This is a genomic window from Thioclava sp. GXIMD4215 (assembly GCF_045291555.1).
Taxonomy (GTDB): domain Bacteria; phylum Pseudomonadota; class Alphaproteobacteria; order Rhodobacterales; family Rhodobacteraceae; genus Thioclava; species Thioclava litoralis.
Map to the genome: position 1 here is coordinate 2,085,732 of NZ_CP149515.1, position 17,520 is coordinate 2,103,251.

Genomic DNA, 17,520 nt, shown 5'->3' on the forward strand with positions numbered 1-17,520 from the left:
GAGGCCTCCTCTGGCCAGTATAAATTGCTCGCCCTCACTCTGGCCGAGTTGCGAATTCCAGAAGCGTCTTGTCCAGCTTTTTGTTGTTAAATCGTCTTGGAATAAGCGATGCGTGACGAAGCCACCAGCGTAACCAATCGAGAGGCAGGACCTTATCCCGATAGAGTTGACCAAGCCATGTCTCATCAAAGTGCAAACGTTCGAGGTCCGGGCGCTCTGTTGGGGGCGCTTTGCAGAAGTTTTTTACGAGACCACCCAAGTAATACCCCTGCGCGGGTCCCAAGGGGCACGGATATGCCCCTAGACGGAACTTCTTTTTCTTCTCTGGTTTGTCCAATCGGTAAAGCTCGACGACCAGCACATGATCTCCACCGCCGTGATAGGTGAGGATCGGCGTCGTATCTTCGGTGCTAAGCTTGATCTCGTCCTTTAGAAGGTATCGACCCTTGCCCATGCGCGCCACATAGATGTGGCGTCCCCGCTTGGTGTATGCCAGCCGCATTTCGCGATCAAAGCGCACTGGAAGGGCAATAGGTGCGAATATAGAGATTAGTAGGCCACCGAAGACAAAGAGCATCATCAAAAAAGTAGGGATGAGGCTGCTTCGGAAGCGCACCCAGAAAGGTTTCCACTTTTCAAAGTCTTGGACGTATTCTTCGATGGTGGGAACAGGTTCCCCAAGCGTTTCTCTCACGGATTTCGAACGTTCGTAGTTTATCTTTAACGCGTCTTCCAAAAAATAGACGAATTCAATATCATCCTTGAAATCACTTAGTAGATTGGTTCCAGTTGAATACTGATCGTAGCCAACGACTCCGAACATAAATAATGAAAAAGCTGTCAGAATGAAGCGAAGCCTTTGACGGAAGAGATCGGGAACCTCAAGCACCGTCGGTGAGACCAATTTCGCACTACGAGCCAAACGGTTCCAAAGTCTGCGATCCGTATTGACTTCCAATTCTTCACATATCAGTTGATCCATCACCAGATACTCTCATGCGTAAATGTTCGCGTATCGCTCGGAGATCCCGCATTCACATCGTCATAGTTGGCTGTAATACGAAGTTTGCTTTTCGCACCAATATATGCGCTACGGGGTAGCGTGACGACGGCGGTGCCTGCGGATTGGAATGCGACCCTATGGTCAACGCTTCTCGTTAATTCACTAAAATGCGGGCCGGTAAAGAGGTTCACGACCTCTACCTGCAGTTTTCCTATTTGTGCATTGCTTTCAAGTTTGGATACCTTGATTTCGATTTGCCCGTCATTAGGCAAAGTATCAACGATTTTGACGCTGGCATTCATATCGAGATACCGTTGGAGTTCTTGATCGTAGTAAAATTTCATATTTTCATAAGCTTGGGCTTCTGGTTTGGCGAGAACTCTAGCTTGAATGGTCTGATCATCCAAACTAGGTCGCGCAGTTCCCCAATATTCACTATGCGTGCCCCAAAAACCTTGCCGGACCCAAGTCTCGATATCGCTATCTGCCATCATGGAGATCACACCGCCAACGAAGATCACACCGATTGCAATCAGGGCAATGGGGCCAGTTGCCACGAACAAAAGAGCAACCCCGCCCACGACGGCCATGCCATTCCCAATGGCCATAGCGTAGTCTTCACGTTTAATACCTTCGTATGACAAGAAGCCCGAAAACACGATACCAACGACGCCGGTTGCCTTGGCCGCCAGCGGTCCGATGCGAACGGATTTTGCAATATTGCCAAATTGGCCCTCTCGTACCATCGCATAGGTCTTCATCCAAGGGTTTTCCTTGAACAGAAGACCAGCCAGTTTCTTCGATGCTGCCATGCCTGGCACAGCTTTTCGTGCGGAGTTAAGCGAATACACAGATCCGTAAGCTGACGAAAAACCGGAGATGAACTTGCCGGTACTACTGTTTACTAGCGCGCCGACGTCGCTCTTGTCGCCATAGCTGTTTGCGCCCCATGTCTTGATGGTTCCATGGAGAGAAAGAAGAGACGCAAGCAGCCCAAGCCCGTTTGCAGCGGTATCAAATTTGCCAACCTGACTGGCAAATCTCTTGTAGTTGCTGTCAACTTCTACAGTGACATTTACGCGGAACTCGACCGCTCCGAGTTCTCCATCGGCGGGCCAACGTTGGACAAAAAGATCGCCAAGAATTTGGTTTTCGGCGCTATCAAAGATATCCGTGGCACGCCCAAAAGAGTAGGTCTGGTCAACGAGCTTTGGAGCCGTGTAACCATCCGCCGTCAGCAATTCCTGAAACGTCGATCTCAGTTCGGTCGCCTTCTGGAAGGTTACTTCTTTTCTGAACATCTGGGTGGCCAGCACGCGCGTCGCATTTGTCTCGGACCCAGTGAAGCAAGCTTCAACCATTTCATTGCCATAGACCACAATAACGGCGTTTAGCGCGGGCCAGAAGTTGTTCTTAACTTTACCCGTCGTGGAGACCAGTGACTTAGTGAAGGAAAGTATCTTGCTGACGTTACTTTGTGCGGCCTTCAATAACCCTCCATCAGCCGTATCGCCCTTGGGTAACTTCGCGAGATCATTGAACACAGATGCGGCAACAAGAGACAGTTCGCTGCAATTGGCTTCGCCCGCTTTTGCACTGGCAAAGAACATATTACAGGCAGCCACCAGTTCACGGTGATCATTCGGATGCGCTGTCGCACTGTACCGACCGCAGAGTTTGACCATCGTCGAATACTGCGACATGAAACTGCCGGTATCATTTTGAATGAGCTTTCGAAGCCAATGAAAGGCAAGGCGGAAGATTATAGGGCCGAAAGCTTCTGACTTTTCGAACAGGTCTTGATATCTACTGTCGAATTCCTGCGAAAGTGGCGCCTTTTTTATCCATCCAGATTCACTCGAGACTTTTTCTTGCTCTTGATAACTTTTTACGGCTTTCCCGATGACCAAGGGATACTGGTGTTGCGCAACGAAATTCTGCTGGGTCATGACCTGTGTCGAGATAAGCCCACAGATGTCTTGCAGCTCACCTATCGGGTCATGAATGGCAGCGAGAACGCCTTTCTCAGCAGTATTGATACAACTCACCACAAAGGATGGCGTTTCGGATCTCGTTGTGGTCATGCGAACGACATTCGCGTCATCTAAACCCGCGTCTCCACCTGTCTCTGAGCTACGCCGGAAACCCGAAACGCGTTTTGCCAATTCTGTAATTGGTGCAGAAAACGGGCCACTGCGCGAGGCAAGATCAAGGCGCGTCATCAACGTATCGCGCGTATCGGTATTGTGCGGGATGTCAAAAAAGACCTTCGAAGGCCAAGGGTTTTCGCTATAAGCCACCCAGACGACAGGAGTATCCTTGGGTACGAAAGCGTAGGGATAGGTTTCGTTCAATAGCTTCCAATTGGTACCCTCGGGGCTATCTTTTTTATCACCGTTTTCGTCCTGAAATTCATACTTGCTAAAAACATAGCTCCCTTTGGGCGCGACATCGGCCTTGGGCGAATAATCTGCACTATTGGCATCGCCCTGCACCGTCTGGAATCGGAATATCTGAAAATAGGTGCCGTCCCATGTGTAGAAAAAGCCTTGCCGGATGCGCAGCAGTTCATGTGCGGCCAGATCATCAATAGAGCTTGGCGTTGGGGGCGTTGCGCTACCTTTGTCCAGCATTTTGGACAAGGCATCCAAGGTCAGTGCGAAGCGGACAGGAAAAATTGGAATAATTGTCGGATCACAATTTGCCGATAATTGCTCCGTTTCGGTCGTTTCAGAGAACGGCGGTTTAGGCATGTAAAAAATCCTTTTCCACGTTCGCCCAAATCGCTTTTGCGCGGATAAGAGGCGATTGGATACGCTCGGGATCAACAAGGTTTTCGTAGTGATCTATGGTCAGACCAAATTGTGCCAGTCGGTAGGATGCTCGCATGAACAGATAGTTGGCAGCTTCGATCCGATAGCCGCGCTCCAGTGCGACACAATATATTTTCTCTATGTTGTCATCGAGATATTCTTCAGACCAGATCTCGTCATCGTCACGAAAGGATTGTTTGATACGTTCAAGAAAATAAGATGCTCGCATGATGCGAAGCACCTGAAAGTCAGACTCAGTTATGCGAATTGGGGTTGAATCGCTTATGGCTTGCGCTGTGGCAACAACGACTTCGTCTTCGATATAGCTGATGAGGGCATCAAGCTTGTCTTTGCTAAAAAGCCTGTAGCTGAGACTTCCATAGCTTACTCCTGAACGCGCCAGTGCCTTGTTGAAACGCGGTTCCCAGAACCTGAAAAAATACCATTGGCCTTTCGCATCACGCACGCGCAAAAAATGTCGCAGATGCGCCCACAGGGCCTCAAATCCTGCGAAGCTTCGAATGAATATTGCTGCTTCCCGGTGTTGCGCATGTTTTGTTGTCCAGTCCGGCGATAAAGCAGGATCATAGGTTGTGAGAAGGCGCAGAAGTGGATCATCAGAGGCTACGCGTACAAGATAGGGAGAGAGATCTTCGAGATCCTCAGCGGTCTCCCCGGCAAACAGACAGCGGTATTCACCGTTGGTCTGCTCCAGTACTTCACGGCCCTGCACGAATTTCGAGGCATCAAGGACAATATAAACTGAGGCTTCGTCCTTGAAGAGGTTTTGCAAAAGGATGCTAGGCGCTGACTTGGGCTCGCTGCAAGCAAACTGTCTGTCAAGCGGGTGAACGCCCCGACGCGTCTGAAATTCTACATAGTCTTTTATCTGCATTATTAGATGTACTTAAATTCGGACGGGAACAAGCATAAGAATCCTGCGAGTTGCGATAATGGAAAAGGCCGCGAAATGGAACCCGGGTCGCTGAAGTTCCTTGATTTTATGCGGGGCGGAACCGTGGGAGTCATTTGCGGCTCGTATATGATAATTTTGCTTCTGTCTTTAATTCTGAGCCTCAGGCCGCGCGTTATAGGCAAGCTGACGTTATTCTCGTTCCTCGGGTATTTCATTGATGATGAACGATTAAATAGCGTGAGGAAACTGTGCGGCGTCGATGCCCGAGCCGAGTAAATTTATAGATAGGGACGATCTATCCATAATTAGTCGACGTTCGGGTGATGCGGGATCATGACATCTCGCAGCGCCGGGCCTGCAGGCTTGTCATCGGTGTCGATCCAAAGACAGTCCGGCGTGAACGCCCGCCTGACTGTGCCGAGATCCGCAAAGAGATGCAGGAGATCGCAGGCAAGCGACGTCGGTTACCGCATGCTCAACATTGTCGATGAAATCACACGGGAGGTGCTGGTGGCCATTTTGGAAATCGCTAGGCCCAGAAAATTGCACAGTAAAGTTGGAGATCAGCGAGTCTTCTGCCAGTAAGGGAAGTGTATGCAAACCGTTTCAATTTGGGTGTGGTTCGCAGCATTGACGAACCACTTCCTGAACGGATGCTCGGGTCTTTGAGAGTATCCTTATCAATTTTTGCAGCTTTGACCGCCAGCGGAAAAAGAGGGGCTTCGGCCGGAGGAAAAAGCGATAGAAGCGGCGTTTGGAATTGCTCCAACGGTGGGGGCGGTCAAAAAACAACGGTGCCATCTGAGTAAAAAAACGGCGTTCTGGAATTTCTGTCAGGCCGGAGATTTTATGACCTGTCAATGCATTGAACTGTGACGCTCAGCGGATACACTTATAAAAAACATAAGGGTAGCGCATGAAGGTTTTGGTTTTCACGGATCTCGACGGCACGTTGCTGGATCATGAAACCTATAGCTATGCTGCCGCTCTTCCCGCGATTGCGGCTCTGAAAATGCGGGGCGCGGTTATTGTTATGGCCAGCTCAAAGACCGCGCAGGAAATGGCGGTGCTGCATCGGGCGCTGGAGCTGGGTGATATGCCGATGATCGTGGAAAATGGCGCCGCTTTGGTGAGGCCTGACCAGATGCGCAAGGATAGCACCGTTTATGCGCGATTGCGCGCGGCCCTTGAGGCGGTGCCCGAGGATCTGCGGAGGCTCTTCAAAGGGTTCGGGGATATGAGTGTGGCCGAAGTGGCCCGGTCGACAGGGTTGAGCGATGCCCAGGCGGTCCAAGCAAAGGCGCGCGCCTTTTCAGAGCCGGGCGTCTGGACGGGCAGCAAGGAACAGGAAGCGGCTTTTGTTTCCGCTTTGTCCCGAGGCGGTGTTCAGGCAAAGCGGGGCGGTCGGTATCTGACCTTGTCCTTTGGCGGCACCAAGGCGGGCCAGATGCAGGCGGTGATAGACCGCTATCGGCCCGATCTGACGATTGCGCTGGGCGATGCGCCAAATGACCGCGAGATGCTGGAGGCGGCGGATATCGGGATCATTATCCGCAATGATCATGGCACGGGGCTGCCCTGCCTTGCAGGAGAAGAGACCGGACGGATCAGGCGCAGCATGGCGCAGGGTCCGGAAGGGTGGAACAGCGCCATTCTGGCGATTCTTGCCGAATATGAGAAAGAGGAGGGCTAAATGGCCGATTTCCAACAAAACGGGAACATCACCCATTTTCATAATCTGCGGAGCCGCTCGAACGAGGAGCTGGTCTATGAGATCGAGTCCTATGCACAGAGCCGCAAGATTTCACTGATCCTGCCCAGCCTGTATTCCGAGCTGGAAGGTCCGGCACTGGCCAATATCGTGGCCGAGCTGTCCAAGGTGTCTTACCTGAACCGTGTGATCATCGGGCTCGACCGCGCCGATGAGGCACAATACCGCCATGCGCGCAGTTTCTTTGCGGGGCTGCCGCAGAAGACCACCGTGATCTGGAATGACAGCCCGCGGATGAAGGCGCTGTATGAGCGGCTGGATCATCTGGGGCTGGCCCCGCAAGAGCCGGGCAAGGGCAAGAATGTCTGGGGCTGTATCGGCTATCTGATCGGCTGTGCCGATAGCGCGGTGATGGCGATCCATGATTGTGACATCGTGACCTATCAGCGCGAGATGCTCGACCGGCTGGTCTATCCGGTGGCAAACCCGTCCTTCCCCTATCAGCTGTCCAAAGGCTATTATGCCCGTATCGGGGGCGGCAAGCTGAACGGGCGGGTGACGCGGCTGCTGGTCAGCCCGATCCTGATCGCGCTGAAGCGGGTGGTGGGGGACCGCGATTATCTCGATTACCTGCGGGCCTTCCGGTATATCCTGTCGGGCGAATTCGCGATGCGCACGCAGATGCTGCCCGATCTGCGTATCCCTTCGGATTGGGGGCTGGAGATCGGCGTGCTGTCCGAGGCATGGCGCAATCTGGGGAGGGGCATGATCTGTCAGGTCGAGATTGCCGATGACTATGACCACAAGCATCAGGAAACCAGCCCCGAGGATGCGACGGCGGGCCTCAACCGCATGTCCACCGATATCTGCAAGGCGCTTTATCGCAAACTGGCCGCCGATGGCACGGTCTTCACCAACAACACGTTCCGCACGCTCAAGGCCACCTATTACCGCCGTGCGCTTGATCTGTTGGAAGCCTATTACAACGATGCCAAGATGAACGGGCTGAAGGTCGACCGGCATGCCGAAGAGCAGCAGATCGAACTTTTCGCGGAAAACATCGTGCGCGCTGGGCAGGTGTTTCTGGAAAATCCCGAAGAGCGCCCCTTCATCCCCACATGGAACCGCGTCCATGCCGCCGATCCCAACTTTATCGCCGATTTCCATCGGGCCGTGGCCGAGGACGAGGCGGAGTTTGCCCCCGCCTGAGGGCCTGCCGGAACGTCGCGACAGTGCCGGGCGCGTGGCCCGGCCTGCCTGTCAGCTGCGGTTGGTGATCCAGCGGCACTGATAGGGGGCCATGAGGACCTTGGTTTCGGGGCCGCCATCGATGATCTCGCCCGAGAGAATGTCGAACCAGCGCTGCCCGTCGATCAGATTGAGGTCGCTGGCATTCACCGTGACCTCTTCGTCGCTGACATTATGGATGGCAAAGATCGATTGTGCCCGATCCAGCGACTGCCGCCAGATGCCGAACAAACGGGGATCGAGATGCAGGGTGAACTGCGTCGCATTCGGGTGCAGTGCAGGCTGACGAGCCCGCAGGCGCAGGCGTTCGGACAGCGCGGCCAGCACGCGGCTTTGATTGGTTTCATGATCGGCCAGCTTGGCGCGCAATTCGGGGTAGAACCACTTGTGGCGGTTGATGGCGCGGTTCATGCCGCGCCGCTCGACGGCCTCGATATCATTCGGCGTTGCCAGAAGAGAATGAATGTAGAACGCAGGGATCCCCTCCAGCGACATCACGATGGTCTGCGAACACAGGAAGCGGCGGATATGCAGGTCGTCCTCGCCCTTGAAGGTGCGGCTCATCGCATCGAAGAAGCCGCAATTCAGCTCGTAGGGGCTTTCGGTGCCATCGGGAAGCGAGCGCATGGAGACAAGGCCGCCAATCTCGCGGATCGTGTCGATGACCTTTGCCTTCTCGGTCTCGGGTAGCACCCCTTCGGCAGGGCGCATGCCGATGCCGTCATGGCTGGCGGTGAAATTGAGATAGGCGCAGCCCAAGGGCGCGGGCGGCATGGTGCGCTGCCATTCCAGCAGATAGCGCGCGGTGCCCGACATCATCGCATGCAGGATCAGCGGTGGCAGCGGGAAGTTATAGACGGCATGCGCCTCGTCACGGTCGCCGAAATAGCTGAGATTCTCGGCCTTGGGGACGTTGGTTTCGGTCAGCAGGATGACGTTCTCGGCGGCATAGTCGCACAAAAGCCGCATCAGCTGGATAATCGCATGGGTCTGCGGCAGGTGGATACAATTGGTGCCGACCTCCTTCCACAGGAAGGCCACGGCATCCAGCCGCAGGATCTGCACGCCCGCATCCACATGCAGGCGGATGATGCGCAGGATCTCCAGCAGGACCTCGGGGTTGCGGAAATCCAGATCGACCTGATCATGGCTGAAGGTGCACCAGACATAGCGCTTGCCCTCGGGCGTATCCACGGGTTGCAGAAGCGGCGTGGTGCGCGGGCGGGTCACTTGGCTGAGGTCATCCGAGGGGCGGGCTTCAAAGAAGAACCTGTCGAATGGCGGCTGCCCCTGCCGGTAGGCATTGAACCACACGCCCTGACTTGACACATGGTTGAGCACCAGATCCGACATCAGGTGGAACTCGGCCCCGATCCGGCTGATATCGGGCCAGTCGCCCAAGGCCGAATTCACCTTGCGATAATCGGTCACCGCAAAACCGTCATCCGAGGTATAGGGAAAAAAGGGCAGGATATGGACGCCGTTCACCACGCCCTTCATGTAGCTCAGCAGGAAGTCGTTGAGCAGATCCAGCGGCTTGTGCGACCCGTCGGTGATGGAATCGCCATAGGTGATCAGAACCGCATCCGCCTGTGTCCACAGATTGTTTCCCGGCACACGGGGGCGTTTGCGCCGATGCGTGCCCTCGGGCCAGAACGCATCGATCACCTGACTTGCCATGATATCGGGATCGAAATCGGGATAGACTTGCGCAAGAAGCTCGGCGAGGCGGGCGCTTAGGGAACCGGTGGGCTTGGACATACGCGGGTGGTGCTCCGGAAGATGGCAGGAAAAACCGTTGTTCCTCATGATCCTAGGGCAGGCAAGCGGCAGAGGTCCAGCATCCACCCCCATTGCTCCGGTTCTTGCAGGGAAGATGTGATTAAAAAATGGGCAACGGGCCGGAAGCATCGGCCCAAAAGAAAAACCGCTCCGAAGGCCCGGAGCGGTAGTCAAAAAGGAATAGGTGCTTAAAACCAGCGGCCGAGGGCCGTTATTCTGATTGCACCCCCATCTGTAACCGATTGGTATGACAATGCGGTGACACTGCAATTCGTGGCGGCGGTGGGGCCGTTCCCCATCCATGTGCCCGCAATGCCCAAGGCCCCTGTGACCGTAGGAGGGGCGGCAAAGGCGGCAGGGAAGGTCCAGACAAGGGCTGCCGACTGGAACAGGCTGCCAGCCGCAGTCGAGATGGCGCCTACGGCAAGATCCGGCGACAGGCAGAGCAGGACGCCGTTGGCCAGTTTGAAATAGGCCCCGTCACCTGTTTCACCGCGTTCGAACAGCGCCCCCGCCGTCTGTGACACGCTGCCCAGAATGGCCGTGCCGCTGAGCGGGCCGTTGATTTCGGCCCCTTGCGGCATCATGGCAAGGCCGGTGGCCGCGCTGAGCGACAGCGCCGTGGTCCAGCTTGCGCCATCGGCACTGACCTTGACGGCGAAATCGTCATTGCCTGCGCATCCCATCTCGGCGCGGCCCGACCAGCCGGTCTGGAACACCAGACTGGCGGTGTTCTCGGGCAGGGCCTTGTTGATCTTCAACTGGTGGCTGGTGCCCGCATGGGTCAGCAGCGTTGCGTCCGAGGCAACGGCCAGACGATTGGTCTCGTCGGCCGCGCTATTCACCCCCAGACGCTCGACTTCGAGTGCGCCGGAAAGCAGCCCCGCCCAGTGAGTGCCGGTCCAGATAACCGATTGCGCCTCATCCGCGATATAGGCCTGCCAGCCGGTCTTGGGCGGGTAGATGCGCCATGCCTCGCCGCCCCATTGCACCACCGCCCCGTCATGGCCCGCCCATGCGCCTGCGGCCCCTTGCGGCAGGATGTAGCGGTGACCGGCGGACGGGGTCGCGGGTGGGGTCGCGGTTGTTCTGCTTTGGACAGACAGTTGCACCAGCGTATCCAGAATATCGATGGCTTCGTTATGGGTGACATGTTTTTGTGCTTGGGATGCCTGGATAAAAGGCAGGTCGAGATTGGCGGAACTATCGGTCATCGGGGTCCTCACATGCCGGAATGCGTTGCCGAAGCTTACGCGCCAAAAGGTGAGCCGTTCTTTATGGCGCCGTGCGCAGGGGTGTTGCGCTTTGGTATGTGGCTATCGGTTAAGCTGCGTGGTAGGAACGGCGCGAAACTGACTGCGGAGTGCCCGATGGCCCAACTCAAAAGCGCATCCGAAATCCTTGCGGCTGCACGGCAGGTTCTGACAATCGAAGCCGATGCGCTGCGCCATCTCTGCGACGCGATGCCCGCCGATTTCGTGCCTGCGCTGGAACGGATCATGCAGGTTGAGGGGCGGGTGATCGTCTGCGGGATCGGGAAATCGGGGCATATCGGGCGCAAGATCGCCGCAACTCTGGCTTCGACCGGCACGCCCTCGTTTTTCGTGCATGCCGCCGAGGCAAGCCACGGGGATCTGGGCATGGTCACCGAGGCCGATATCTGCCTGCTGATCTCGAATTCCGGCGAGACGTCGGAACTGCGCGATATGATCTATCATACCCAACGGTTCTCGATCCCGCTGATCGCGATTTCGTCGAACCCCGACAGTACGTTGATGCGGGCGGCGGATTACAAGCTGACATTGCCGAAGCTGCCCGAGGCTTGCCCGATGGGCATGGCCCCCACCACCTCGACCACGCTGACGCTGGCCTTGGGGGATGCGCTGGCCGTGGCACTGATGGAAGTGCGCGGTTTCAAGGATACCGATTTCGGCATTTTCCATCCGGGCGGCAAGCTGGGCGCGCAGATGCGCCGCGTGTCGGAAATGATGCATAGCGGTGCCTCTTTGCCGTTCGTCGACTGGACGGCCCCGATGTCGGACGTGCTTGTCGAGATGAGCGCGAAGGGCTTCGGTATTGCGATCGTGATGAAAGATGGCAAATTGTTCGGCGTGATCTCGGACGGGGATTTGCGGCGCAATATGGACGGGCTGATGCAGTCCGATGCGGCGAAGGTGGCCAACCGGTCGCCGGTCACGATTGCGCCCGACACTCTTGCAGCCGAGGGGCTGGCGATCCTAAATCAGAAGAAGATCTCGGTGCTTCTGGTGGTCGAGGATGAAAAGCCGGTGGGGGTTCTGCATGTGCATGACTTCCTGCGCGGCGGCGTGATGTAAGCCATTGGTCGGAAGGGACGAATGATGAGCGTAGAAAAAATCGTCACCATCGGTGATATCCAGATTGGCGGGAACACTCCTTTTGCGCTGATCGCGGGGCCCTGTCAGCTGGAAAGCCTCGATCATAGCCGGATGATGGCGGAAAAGATTGCGGAAGCCTGTGCCAAAACCGGCACGAAATTCGTCTTCAAGGGCAGTTATGACAAGGCCAACCGGTCGTCGATCAGCACCCAGCGCGGTATCGGCATGGATGAGGGGCTGAGCATCCTGTCCAAGATCCGCGACGAATTCGGCTGTCCTGTGATCACCGATGTGCATGATGCACGCCAGTGCCAGCCGGTAGGCGAGGCCGTGGACGTGCTGCAAATCCCTGCCTTCCTATGCCGTCAGACCGATCTGCTTCTGGCGGCGGGCGAAACCGGTCGCGCGGTGAATGTGAAAAAGGGGCAGTTTCTTGCCCCTTGGGAGATGGAGAATGTCGCCAAGAAAGTCGCGTCCACGGGGAACGAACGCATTCTGCTTTGCGACCGTGGAACGTCTTTTGGTTATAACACGCTGGTGACCGACTTCCGCGGTCTGCCGATCATGGCGCGCACCGGTTATCCGGTGGTCTTCGATGCCACCCATTCGGTGCAGCAGCCGGGCGGGCAAGGCACGACCTCGGGCGGGCAGCGGGAATTCGCGCCGGTTCTGGCCCGCGCGGCCTGTGCCGTCGGCGTTGCGGCCCTGTTCATCGAGACCCATCAGGACCCCGATAATGCACCTTCGGACGGGCCGAATATGATTCCGATCAGCCAGATGGCCGGTCTGATCGAAGAGCTTTCCGGCTTTGACCGGCTGCGTAAGGGGCTGTAACGCCAGCCCCTTAACCTTCGTGTTCGAAAAAGATGAAGCTGTCCATGCTTTCGAAATCCAGGGCAGCTTCTTCGTAATGGGCTGGTGCATCAGCATAATCCGGCATGGTATAGGCCGCACTTTCCATATCCACATAGCTCGGCTCTGCGGTCGTATCGTCGGCCACGGCGCCTGCCGCCCAGTCGAACCCCAGCGCATCGGCATCCTGTAGGGCCTCTTCCGCGCCCGCAGCATAGCTGTGCCCGTCCACAAGACTATCCCCGCCATCTTCCAGAAGGGCCGCGTAATCGGCGGTATAGAATTCGTCGCCCGCTTCCATCATCAACATCATTTCCGCTGCACTGATCGGTGCTTCGGCAAGATCGTCGATCACGATCGGCTGCTCGATCTGGATGGCATCCGGATAGTCGATGCTGACGGCGGTCGGCACCGTGAAATAGGTGCCCATTGTAAACTGTGCCTCGCCCGTATGGCCGAGCTCGGCTTGGAAAAGCCCGATGAGGCCGCCCAGATTGGGGGAGCCTGTGCCGGAAGGGTCTATCGCTACTGAGGTCTCAACTTGGCTGTCCATAGTGTCTCTCCCAAGCATTCATTCCGTAACGTCATCATTTGCATTATAGGTTGATGAAATACTTACAAAGCACGCTCAGGTTGATCTGAGATAAGTAAATTTGATAAAGTATTGTCTGCAGGGGCTTCTTCCGGCCATAAAAATTTTCAAAAGAAAAATGCGACGGGGCTGAAACTTCCGTGGTTCATGAAACGTATCTTCTCGCGAAGCTGCAACAGACCGGAGCCCCCATGTCTTTAGATGTATCTGCGAATCCCCAGATAAGGCCGCGTATCGCTATTATCGGGGGCGGGATCTCGGGCCTGTCGGCGGCGTGGATGCTCAACCCGCGCTATGATGTCACCCTGTATGAGGCCGAGGCGCGGTTAGGCGGGCATGCGCGCACCGTGTTTGCGGGGCGCTCGGGGCAACAGCCGGTTGATACCGGGTTTATCGTTTTCAACTATGCCAACTACCCGCACCTGACGCGCCTTTTTCACGATCTTGAGGTGCCGGTGATCCGGTCCGACATGAGTTTCGGTGCCACGATCGACGCTGGCAGGATCGAATATGCGCTGCGTGATCTGCGTGGCCTGACAGCGCAGCGGCGCAATCTCCTGCGGCCCGGTTTCCTGCGGATGGTGCGCGATATTCTGGCCTTCAACGCGCGGGCGGCAGAGGTCGCGATGCGCGAAGACCTGACGGTGGACGAACTGATCGCGCAAATGGGGCTCGGACAATGGTTCCGCGACTATTATCTTCTGCCGATCTCGGGGGCGATCTGGTCGACGCCGTCACAGGAAATCGGCATGTTTCCGGCGCGCTCTCTGATCCGGTTCTTCGAAAACCACGCATTGCTTTCGGCCACCGGTCAGCACCAGTGGTGGACGGTGAAAGGAGGATCCGCACAATATGTCGCACGCCTTGAACAGGCCTTGCGGCAGCGCGGTGTCGCGCTGCGCCTTCAAAGCGGTGTTGCTTCGGTCAAGCGTCACGCAGGTGGGGTGACGGTCAACTGTGCAGGGGCGCTGCCGGAAACTTTCGATCATGTGGTGATGGCCTGCCATTCGGATCAGGCGCTGCGCCTTCTGGCGGATGCCGATCCGGAAGAGCAGGCGCTTCTGTCGGCCATCCGCTATCGTCCGAACGAGATGGTGCTGCACGCGGATCCAGTGGCCATGCCCAAGCGCCGTGCCTGCTGGTCGTCTTGGGTCTATCAGGCCGATCACCGGCAGGCAGAGACCAGATTGGGGGTCAGCTACTGGATGAACCGTTTGCAGCAGATCCCCGAGGAGGATCCGCTTTTTGTTAGCCTCAATCCGCAATTCGAACTCGACGAGCGCAGGGTCTATGACAGCGCCACATTCGCGCATCCGGTGTTTGACCGCGCCGCCCTACGGGCGCAGGCAGGCATTGCCGCACGGCAGGGCGCGCGCAATACGTGGTTTGCTGGCGCTTGGTTGCGGCACGGGTTCCACGAGGATGGCATCGCATCGGCCATGCGGGTTGCGCGGAGGCTTCTGCCCCTGGCCGATGCGTCGCAGATGGATGGTTTCGGGGCGGTGGCATGATCGACTATCTTCCCGGCGAAACGGTGCATGTGCGCCGCGGGGCCATTGATCATCGCTTCCGCTATCCGGTCGACTACCTGTGTCTCGACCCCGAACACCCGACCGGACCGTCCTTCTTCTCTCATAACCGGCTCAATCTTTTCGCGTTTTTCGACCGTGATCACGGCGGTATCCGCGGGGCGGGCGAGGGGGCCGCTTGGGCGCGGCGGATGCTGACCCGCGCGGGGCTGACAGGAGGGTATAGCCTGCGGTTGATGGCGCAGCCGCGCGTCCTCGGGCGGGCCTTCAATCCGGTTTGCTTCTGGATGGCCTTTCGCGAAGAAATGCTGCTGGCAGTGATTGCCGAGGTCAACAACACCTTTGGTGACAGACATAACTATCTTTGTGCACATGATGATTTTTCGCCCATTCTGCCGGATCATGTGTTGGAAGCGCGCAAGATCTTCCATGTTTCCCCTTTTCAGGACATCGGCGGGGGCTATCATTTTCAATATGCGATCACGGCCAAGCATGCGGTGATCCGGATTGATTTCCGCAATGGCGGCGAGGGGCTGATTGCCACCTATCGCGCCCCGCGCATGGCTCTGACCAACCGCCGCATCCTGCAGGCGGTGCTGCGTCGCCCTTGGGCGCCCGTACGCATCATGGCGCTGATCTATTGGCAGGCGCTGCGACTGAAACTGAAAGGCGCGCGCTATCGCGATAGACCCGCCCCACCAAAGGAAGACCTGAGCCGATGATGCCCTTTCTCTCGAACCGTTTGCGCCGTGACTTTCTGGATAGCTGTCAGGCGATCACCCAAGGCAGTCTGACTCTGCGCACCCCCGAAGGCGACATCCACCGCTTCGGTCAGGGCGCGCCGGAGGCAGACCTTGTGCTGCATGACTGGTCCGTGGTGGCGGCGATTGCCTCGCGCGGGGATATCGGTCTGGGCGAGACCTATGTCGCGGGTCTGTGGGACACCGGCTCTATCGAGAACCTGCTGACGGTGGCTCTGCTGAATTTCAACGCGCTGGAACATTACGCCTTTGCCAGCCCGTGGCAGAACCTTAAGTTCCGGCTGATCGACCGGATCGTGCGGGCCAACTCGGTGAAGGGGGCCTCGCGCAATATCCGTGCCCATTACGATGTGGGCAATGAATTCTACCAGCTCTGGCTGGATGAGGGCATGAGCTATTCCTCGGCGCTGTTTACCGCCGACGACAGCGATCTGGCCCGCGCCCAGAACCGTAAGCTGGACCGCATCCTGCAAGGATTGGGCAGCGGCGAGAGCGTGCTCGAGATCGGCTGTGGCTGGGGGCATTTTGCCGAACGCGCTGCCGAGAGCGGACGTCATGTGACGGGCATCACCATCTCGCCCTCGCAGAAAGGCTATGCCGATGCGCGTCTGGACGGGCGCGCAGACATCAAGCTGCAGGATTACCGCAAGACCGAGGGGCGCTTCGACAATATCGTCTCGATCGAGATGATCGAAGCCGTGGGCGAGAAATACTGGCCCATCTATTTCGGCACCATCCGTGACCGTCTGAACGACGGGGGGCGTGCGATGATTCAGGCGATCACCGTGTCCGATGCCTATTTCCCGAAATATCAGGCCAGCTCGGATTACATCCGCCAATATGCCTTTCCGGGGGGCATGCTACTGTCGGATGGCAAGATCCGCGAACAGGCGGCCAAAGCAGGCATGAAGGTGCAGGAGGTCTTTGCCTTTGGCGAGGATTACGCCCAGACCTGCCGCCTCTGGTCCGAACGGCTGAAGGCGCGCACGACCAAGGCCGCAGAGCTGGGCTATGGGCAGGAGTTCCTGCGTGGCTGGCACTATTACCTTGAGGCCTGCGCGGCGGCTTTCCGCACCCAGCAATGCAATGTGCTTCAGGTGCAGATGGCCCGTATCTGATCAGCGTTCAAAGCAGCTTGCGCGACCGTCGCGTTTGATCGTGGCGGCCCCGTCCATGATGGCATTGGCGCGACGCGACACAAAGGCCGAGGGTCGTGCGGCATTGCGTTCTTTGGGGTTGGGCAGCACGGCGGCCAGTAGGGCGGCCTGACGGGCGGTCAGCTTGTCTGGCGTGGTACGGAAATAGCGGAAGGCGGCGGCATTGATGCCGAAGACGCCTTCGTCGAACTCCGCCACATTCAGATAGACCTCGAGAATCCGGCGCTTGTTCCAGATGAATTCGATGGCGGGCGTGAGGGCGGCTTCCAGCGCCTTGCGCGGCCATGACCGGCCCTGCCAGAGGAAGACGTTCTTGGCGGTCTGCTGGCTGATGGTCGAGGCCCCGCGCGAGGAGCCTTCGTCGATCACCTTGCGGATCGCGCCCATGTCAAAGCCCCAATGGCGGCAGAAATTGGCATCTTCGGCAGCCACGACCGACCGCGCCACGACGGGGGCGATATCGTCCATCGAGGTCCATTCGTGATCGACCCCGCCCAAGCGACGGCCTTCGCTGATCATCGTGATCGTTGTTGGCGGGTTGATGAACTTATACAGCACCACAATCGCCAGCACGGCGGCCAACAATACCAGAACCGCCCTCAGGACGTGCTTGCGCAGCCATGCCAGAGCAGGGTCATAAAGCGCGGGCCGCTTCGGGGCCGGCTTGGAAGGTTTCGATCTGGAGCTTTTCGGTTTCGCCATGTCGCCATAAGTCCCTGAGCCTGCGAACAGGTCAAGCCTTCTGCCACGAAACAAACGTAAATGCAGCCCCGTGGCCGCAGTTGTCCACATGAAATTC

The 17,520-nt window shown here is 57.2% G+C and carries 14 protein-coding genes and 1 pseudogene; 8 read left to right on the plus strand and 7 right to left on the minus strand.

Annotated elements, in window-relative coordinates; all coding sequences use genetic code 11:
• Positions 1 to 34 precede the first annotated feature (34 nt).
• Genes WDB86_RS10305 through WDB86_RS10315 form a run of 3 tightly spaced genes read right to left on the minus strand, consistent with a single transcriptional unit; the run spans position 35 to position 4,711 of the window.
• Entirely contained in the window at positions 35 to 985 is a 951-nt protein-coding gene (locus tag WDB86_RS10305) for a hypothetical protein (protein WP_406735854.1), read from the minus strand.
• A complete protein-coding gene (locus WDB86_RS10310) occupies positions 982 to 3,756 on the minus strand; it encodes a toxin VasX (protein ID WP_406735855.1) in 2,775 nt (924 codons plus the stop codon). Before WDB86_RS10310 ends, WDB86_RS10305 begins: the two co-directional genes overlap by 4 nt.
• The gene (locus tag WDB86_RS10315; protein ID WP_406721488.1) at positions 3,749 to 4,711 is read right to left on the minus strand and encodes a DUF4123 domain-containing protein; all 963 of its coding nucleotides are present in this window, start codon (positions 4,709 to 4,711) and stop codon (positions 3,749 to 3,751) included. The genes WDB86_RS10310 and WDB86_RS10315 overlap by 8 nt, the downstream gene beginning before the upstream one ends.
• Positions 4,712 to 5,046: 335 nt before the next feature.
• Here WDB86_RS10315 and WDB86_RS10320 point away from each other — a divergent pair.
• The 3 genes and pseudogenes from WDB86_RS10320 to WDB86_RS10330 form a co-directional block, all read left to right on the plus strand.
• Positions 5,047 to 5,196 (plus strand): annotated as a pseudogene (locus WDB86_RS10320) (IS3 family transposase); the annotation flags it as partial.
• Between the two features lie 452 nt (positions 5,197 to 5,648).
• The gene (locus tag WDB86_RS10325; protein ID WP_406735856.1) at positions 5,649 to 6,425 is read left to right on the plus strand and encodes an HAD-IIB family hydrolase; all 777 of its coding nucleotides are present in this window, start codon (positions 5,649 to 5,651) and stop codon (positions 6,423 to 6,425) included.
• Positions 6,426 to 7,652 carry a glycosyl transferase gene (locus WDB86_RS10330; RefSeq protein WP_339108527.1) on the plus strand — a complete coding sequence of 409 codons (1,227 nt, stop codon included), beginning with the start codon at positions 6,426 to 6,428 and terminating at the stop codon, positions 7,650 to 7,652.
• A gap of 51 nt (positions 7,653 to 7,703) precedes the next feature.
• Here WDB86_RS10330 and WDB86_RS10335 read toward each other — a convergent pair whose 3' ends face one another.
• Positions 7,704 to 9,452 carry a sugar phosphorylase gene (locus WDB86_RS10335; protein ID WP_339108526.1) on the minus strand — a complete coding sequence of 583 codons (1,749 nt, stop codon included), beginning with the start codon at positions 9,450 to 9,452 and terminating at the stop codon, positions 7,704 to 7,706.
• Positions 9,453 to 9,661: 209 nt separating this feature from the next.
• Positions 9,662 to 10,687: a DUF2793 domain-containing protein gene (locus WDB86_RS10340; protein ID WP_406721485.1), complete on the minus strand. Its 1,026-nt coding sequence runs from the start codon at positions 10,685 to 10,687 to the stop codon at positions 9,662 to 9,664.
• A gap of 156 nt (positions 10,688 to 10,843) precedes the next feature.
• On the opposite strand from WDB86_RS10340, the gene WDB86_RS10345 reads away from it, so the two are divergent.
• Positions 10,844 to 11,809: a KpsF/GutQ family sugar-phosphate isomerase gene (locus WDB86_RS10345; protein WP_339108524.1), complete on the plus strand. Its 966-nt coding sequence runs from the start codon at positions 10,844 to 10,846 to the stop codon at positions 11,807 to 11,809.
• Between the two features lie 24 nt (positions 11,810 to 11,833).
• Positions 11,834 to 12,664 carry a 3-deoxy-8-phosphooctulonate synthase gene (kdsA, locus tag WDB86_RS10350; RefSeq protein WP_339109454.1) on the plus strand — a complete coding sequence of 277 codons (831 nt, stop codon included), beginning with the start codon at positions 11,834 to 11,836 and terminating at the stop codon, positions 12,662 to 12,664.
• Between the two features lie 10 nt (positions 12,665 to 12,674).
• On the opposite strand, the gene WDB86_RS10355 is transcribed toward kdsA, so the two are convergent.
• Positions 12,675 to 13,235: a hypothetical protein gene (locus WDB86_RS10355; protein ID WP_406735857.1), complete on the minus strand. Its 561-nt coding sequence runs from the start codon at positions 13,233 to 13,235 to the stop codon at positions 12,675 to 12,677.
• Positions 13,236 to 13,465: 230 nt separating this feature from the next.
• Here WDB86_RS10355 and WDB86_RS10360 point away from each other — a divergent pair, with 230 nt between their 5' ends.
• The 3 genes from WDB86_RS10360 to WDB86_RS10370 are packed head-to-tail and all read left to right on the plus strand — an operon-like array spanning position 13,466 to position 16,682.
• Positions 13,466 to 14,785 carry an NAD(P)/FAD-dependent oxidoreductase gene (locus WDB86_RS10360; RefSeq protein WP_406735858.1) on the plus strand — a complete coding sequence of 440 codons (1,320 nt, stop codon included), beginning with the start codon at positions 13,466 to 13,468 and terminating at the stop codon, positions 14,783 to 14,785.
• Positions 14,782 to 15,525, plus strand: a complete 744-nt coding sequence (locus WDB86_RS10365) for a DUF1365 domain-containing protein (protein ID WP_406735859.1) — start codon at positions 14,782 to 14,784, stop codon at positions 15,523 to 15,525. Before WDB86_RS10360 ends, WDB86_RS10365 begins: the two co-directional genes overlap by 4 nt.
• Positions 15,525 to 16,682 carry a class I SAM-dependent methyltransferase gene (locus tag WDB86_RS10370; RefSeq protein WP_406737040.1) on the plus strand — a complete coding sequence of 386 codons (1,158 nt, stop codon included), beginning with the start codon at positions 15,525 to 15,527 and terminating at the stop codon, positions 16,680 to 16,682. The genes WDB86_RS10365 and WDB86_RS10370 overlap by 1 nt, the downstream gene beginning before the upstream one ends.
• Here WDB86_RS10370 and mtgA read toward each other — a convergent pair whose 3' ends face one another.
• Positions 16,683 to 17,423 (minus strand): monofunctional biosynthetic peptidoglycan transglycosylase, encoded by a 741-nt coding sequence (mtgA, locus tag WDB86_RS10375; protein WP_339108520.1) that lies wholly within the window; start codon positions 17,421 to 17,423, stop codon positions 16,683 to 16,685.
• Positions 17,424 to 17,520: the final 97 nt, after the last annotated feature.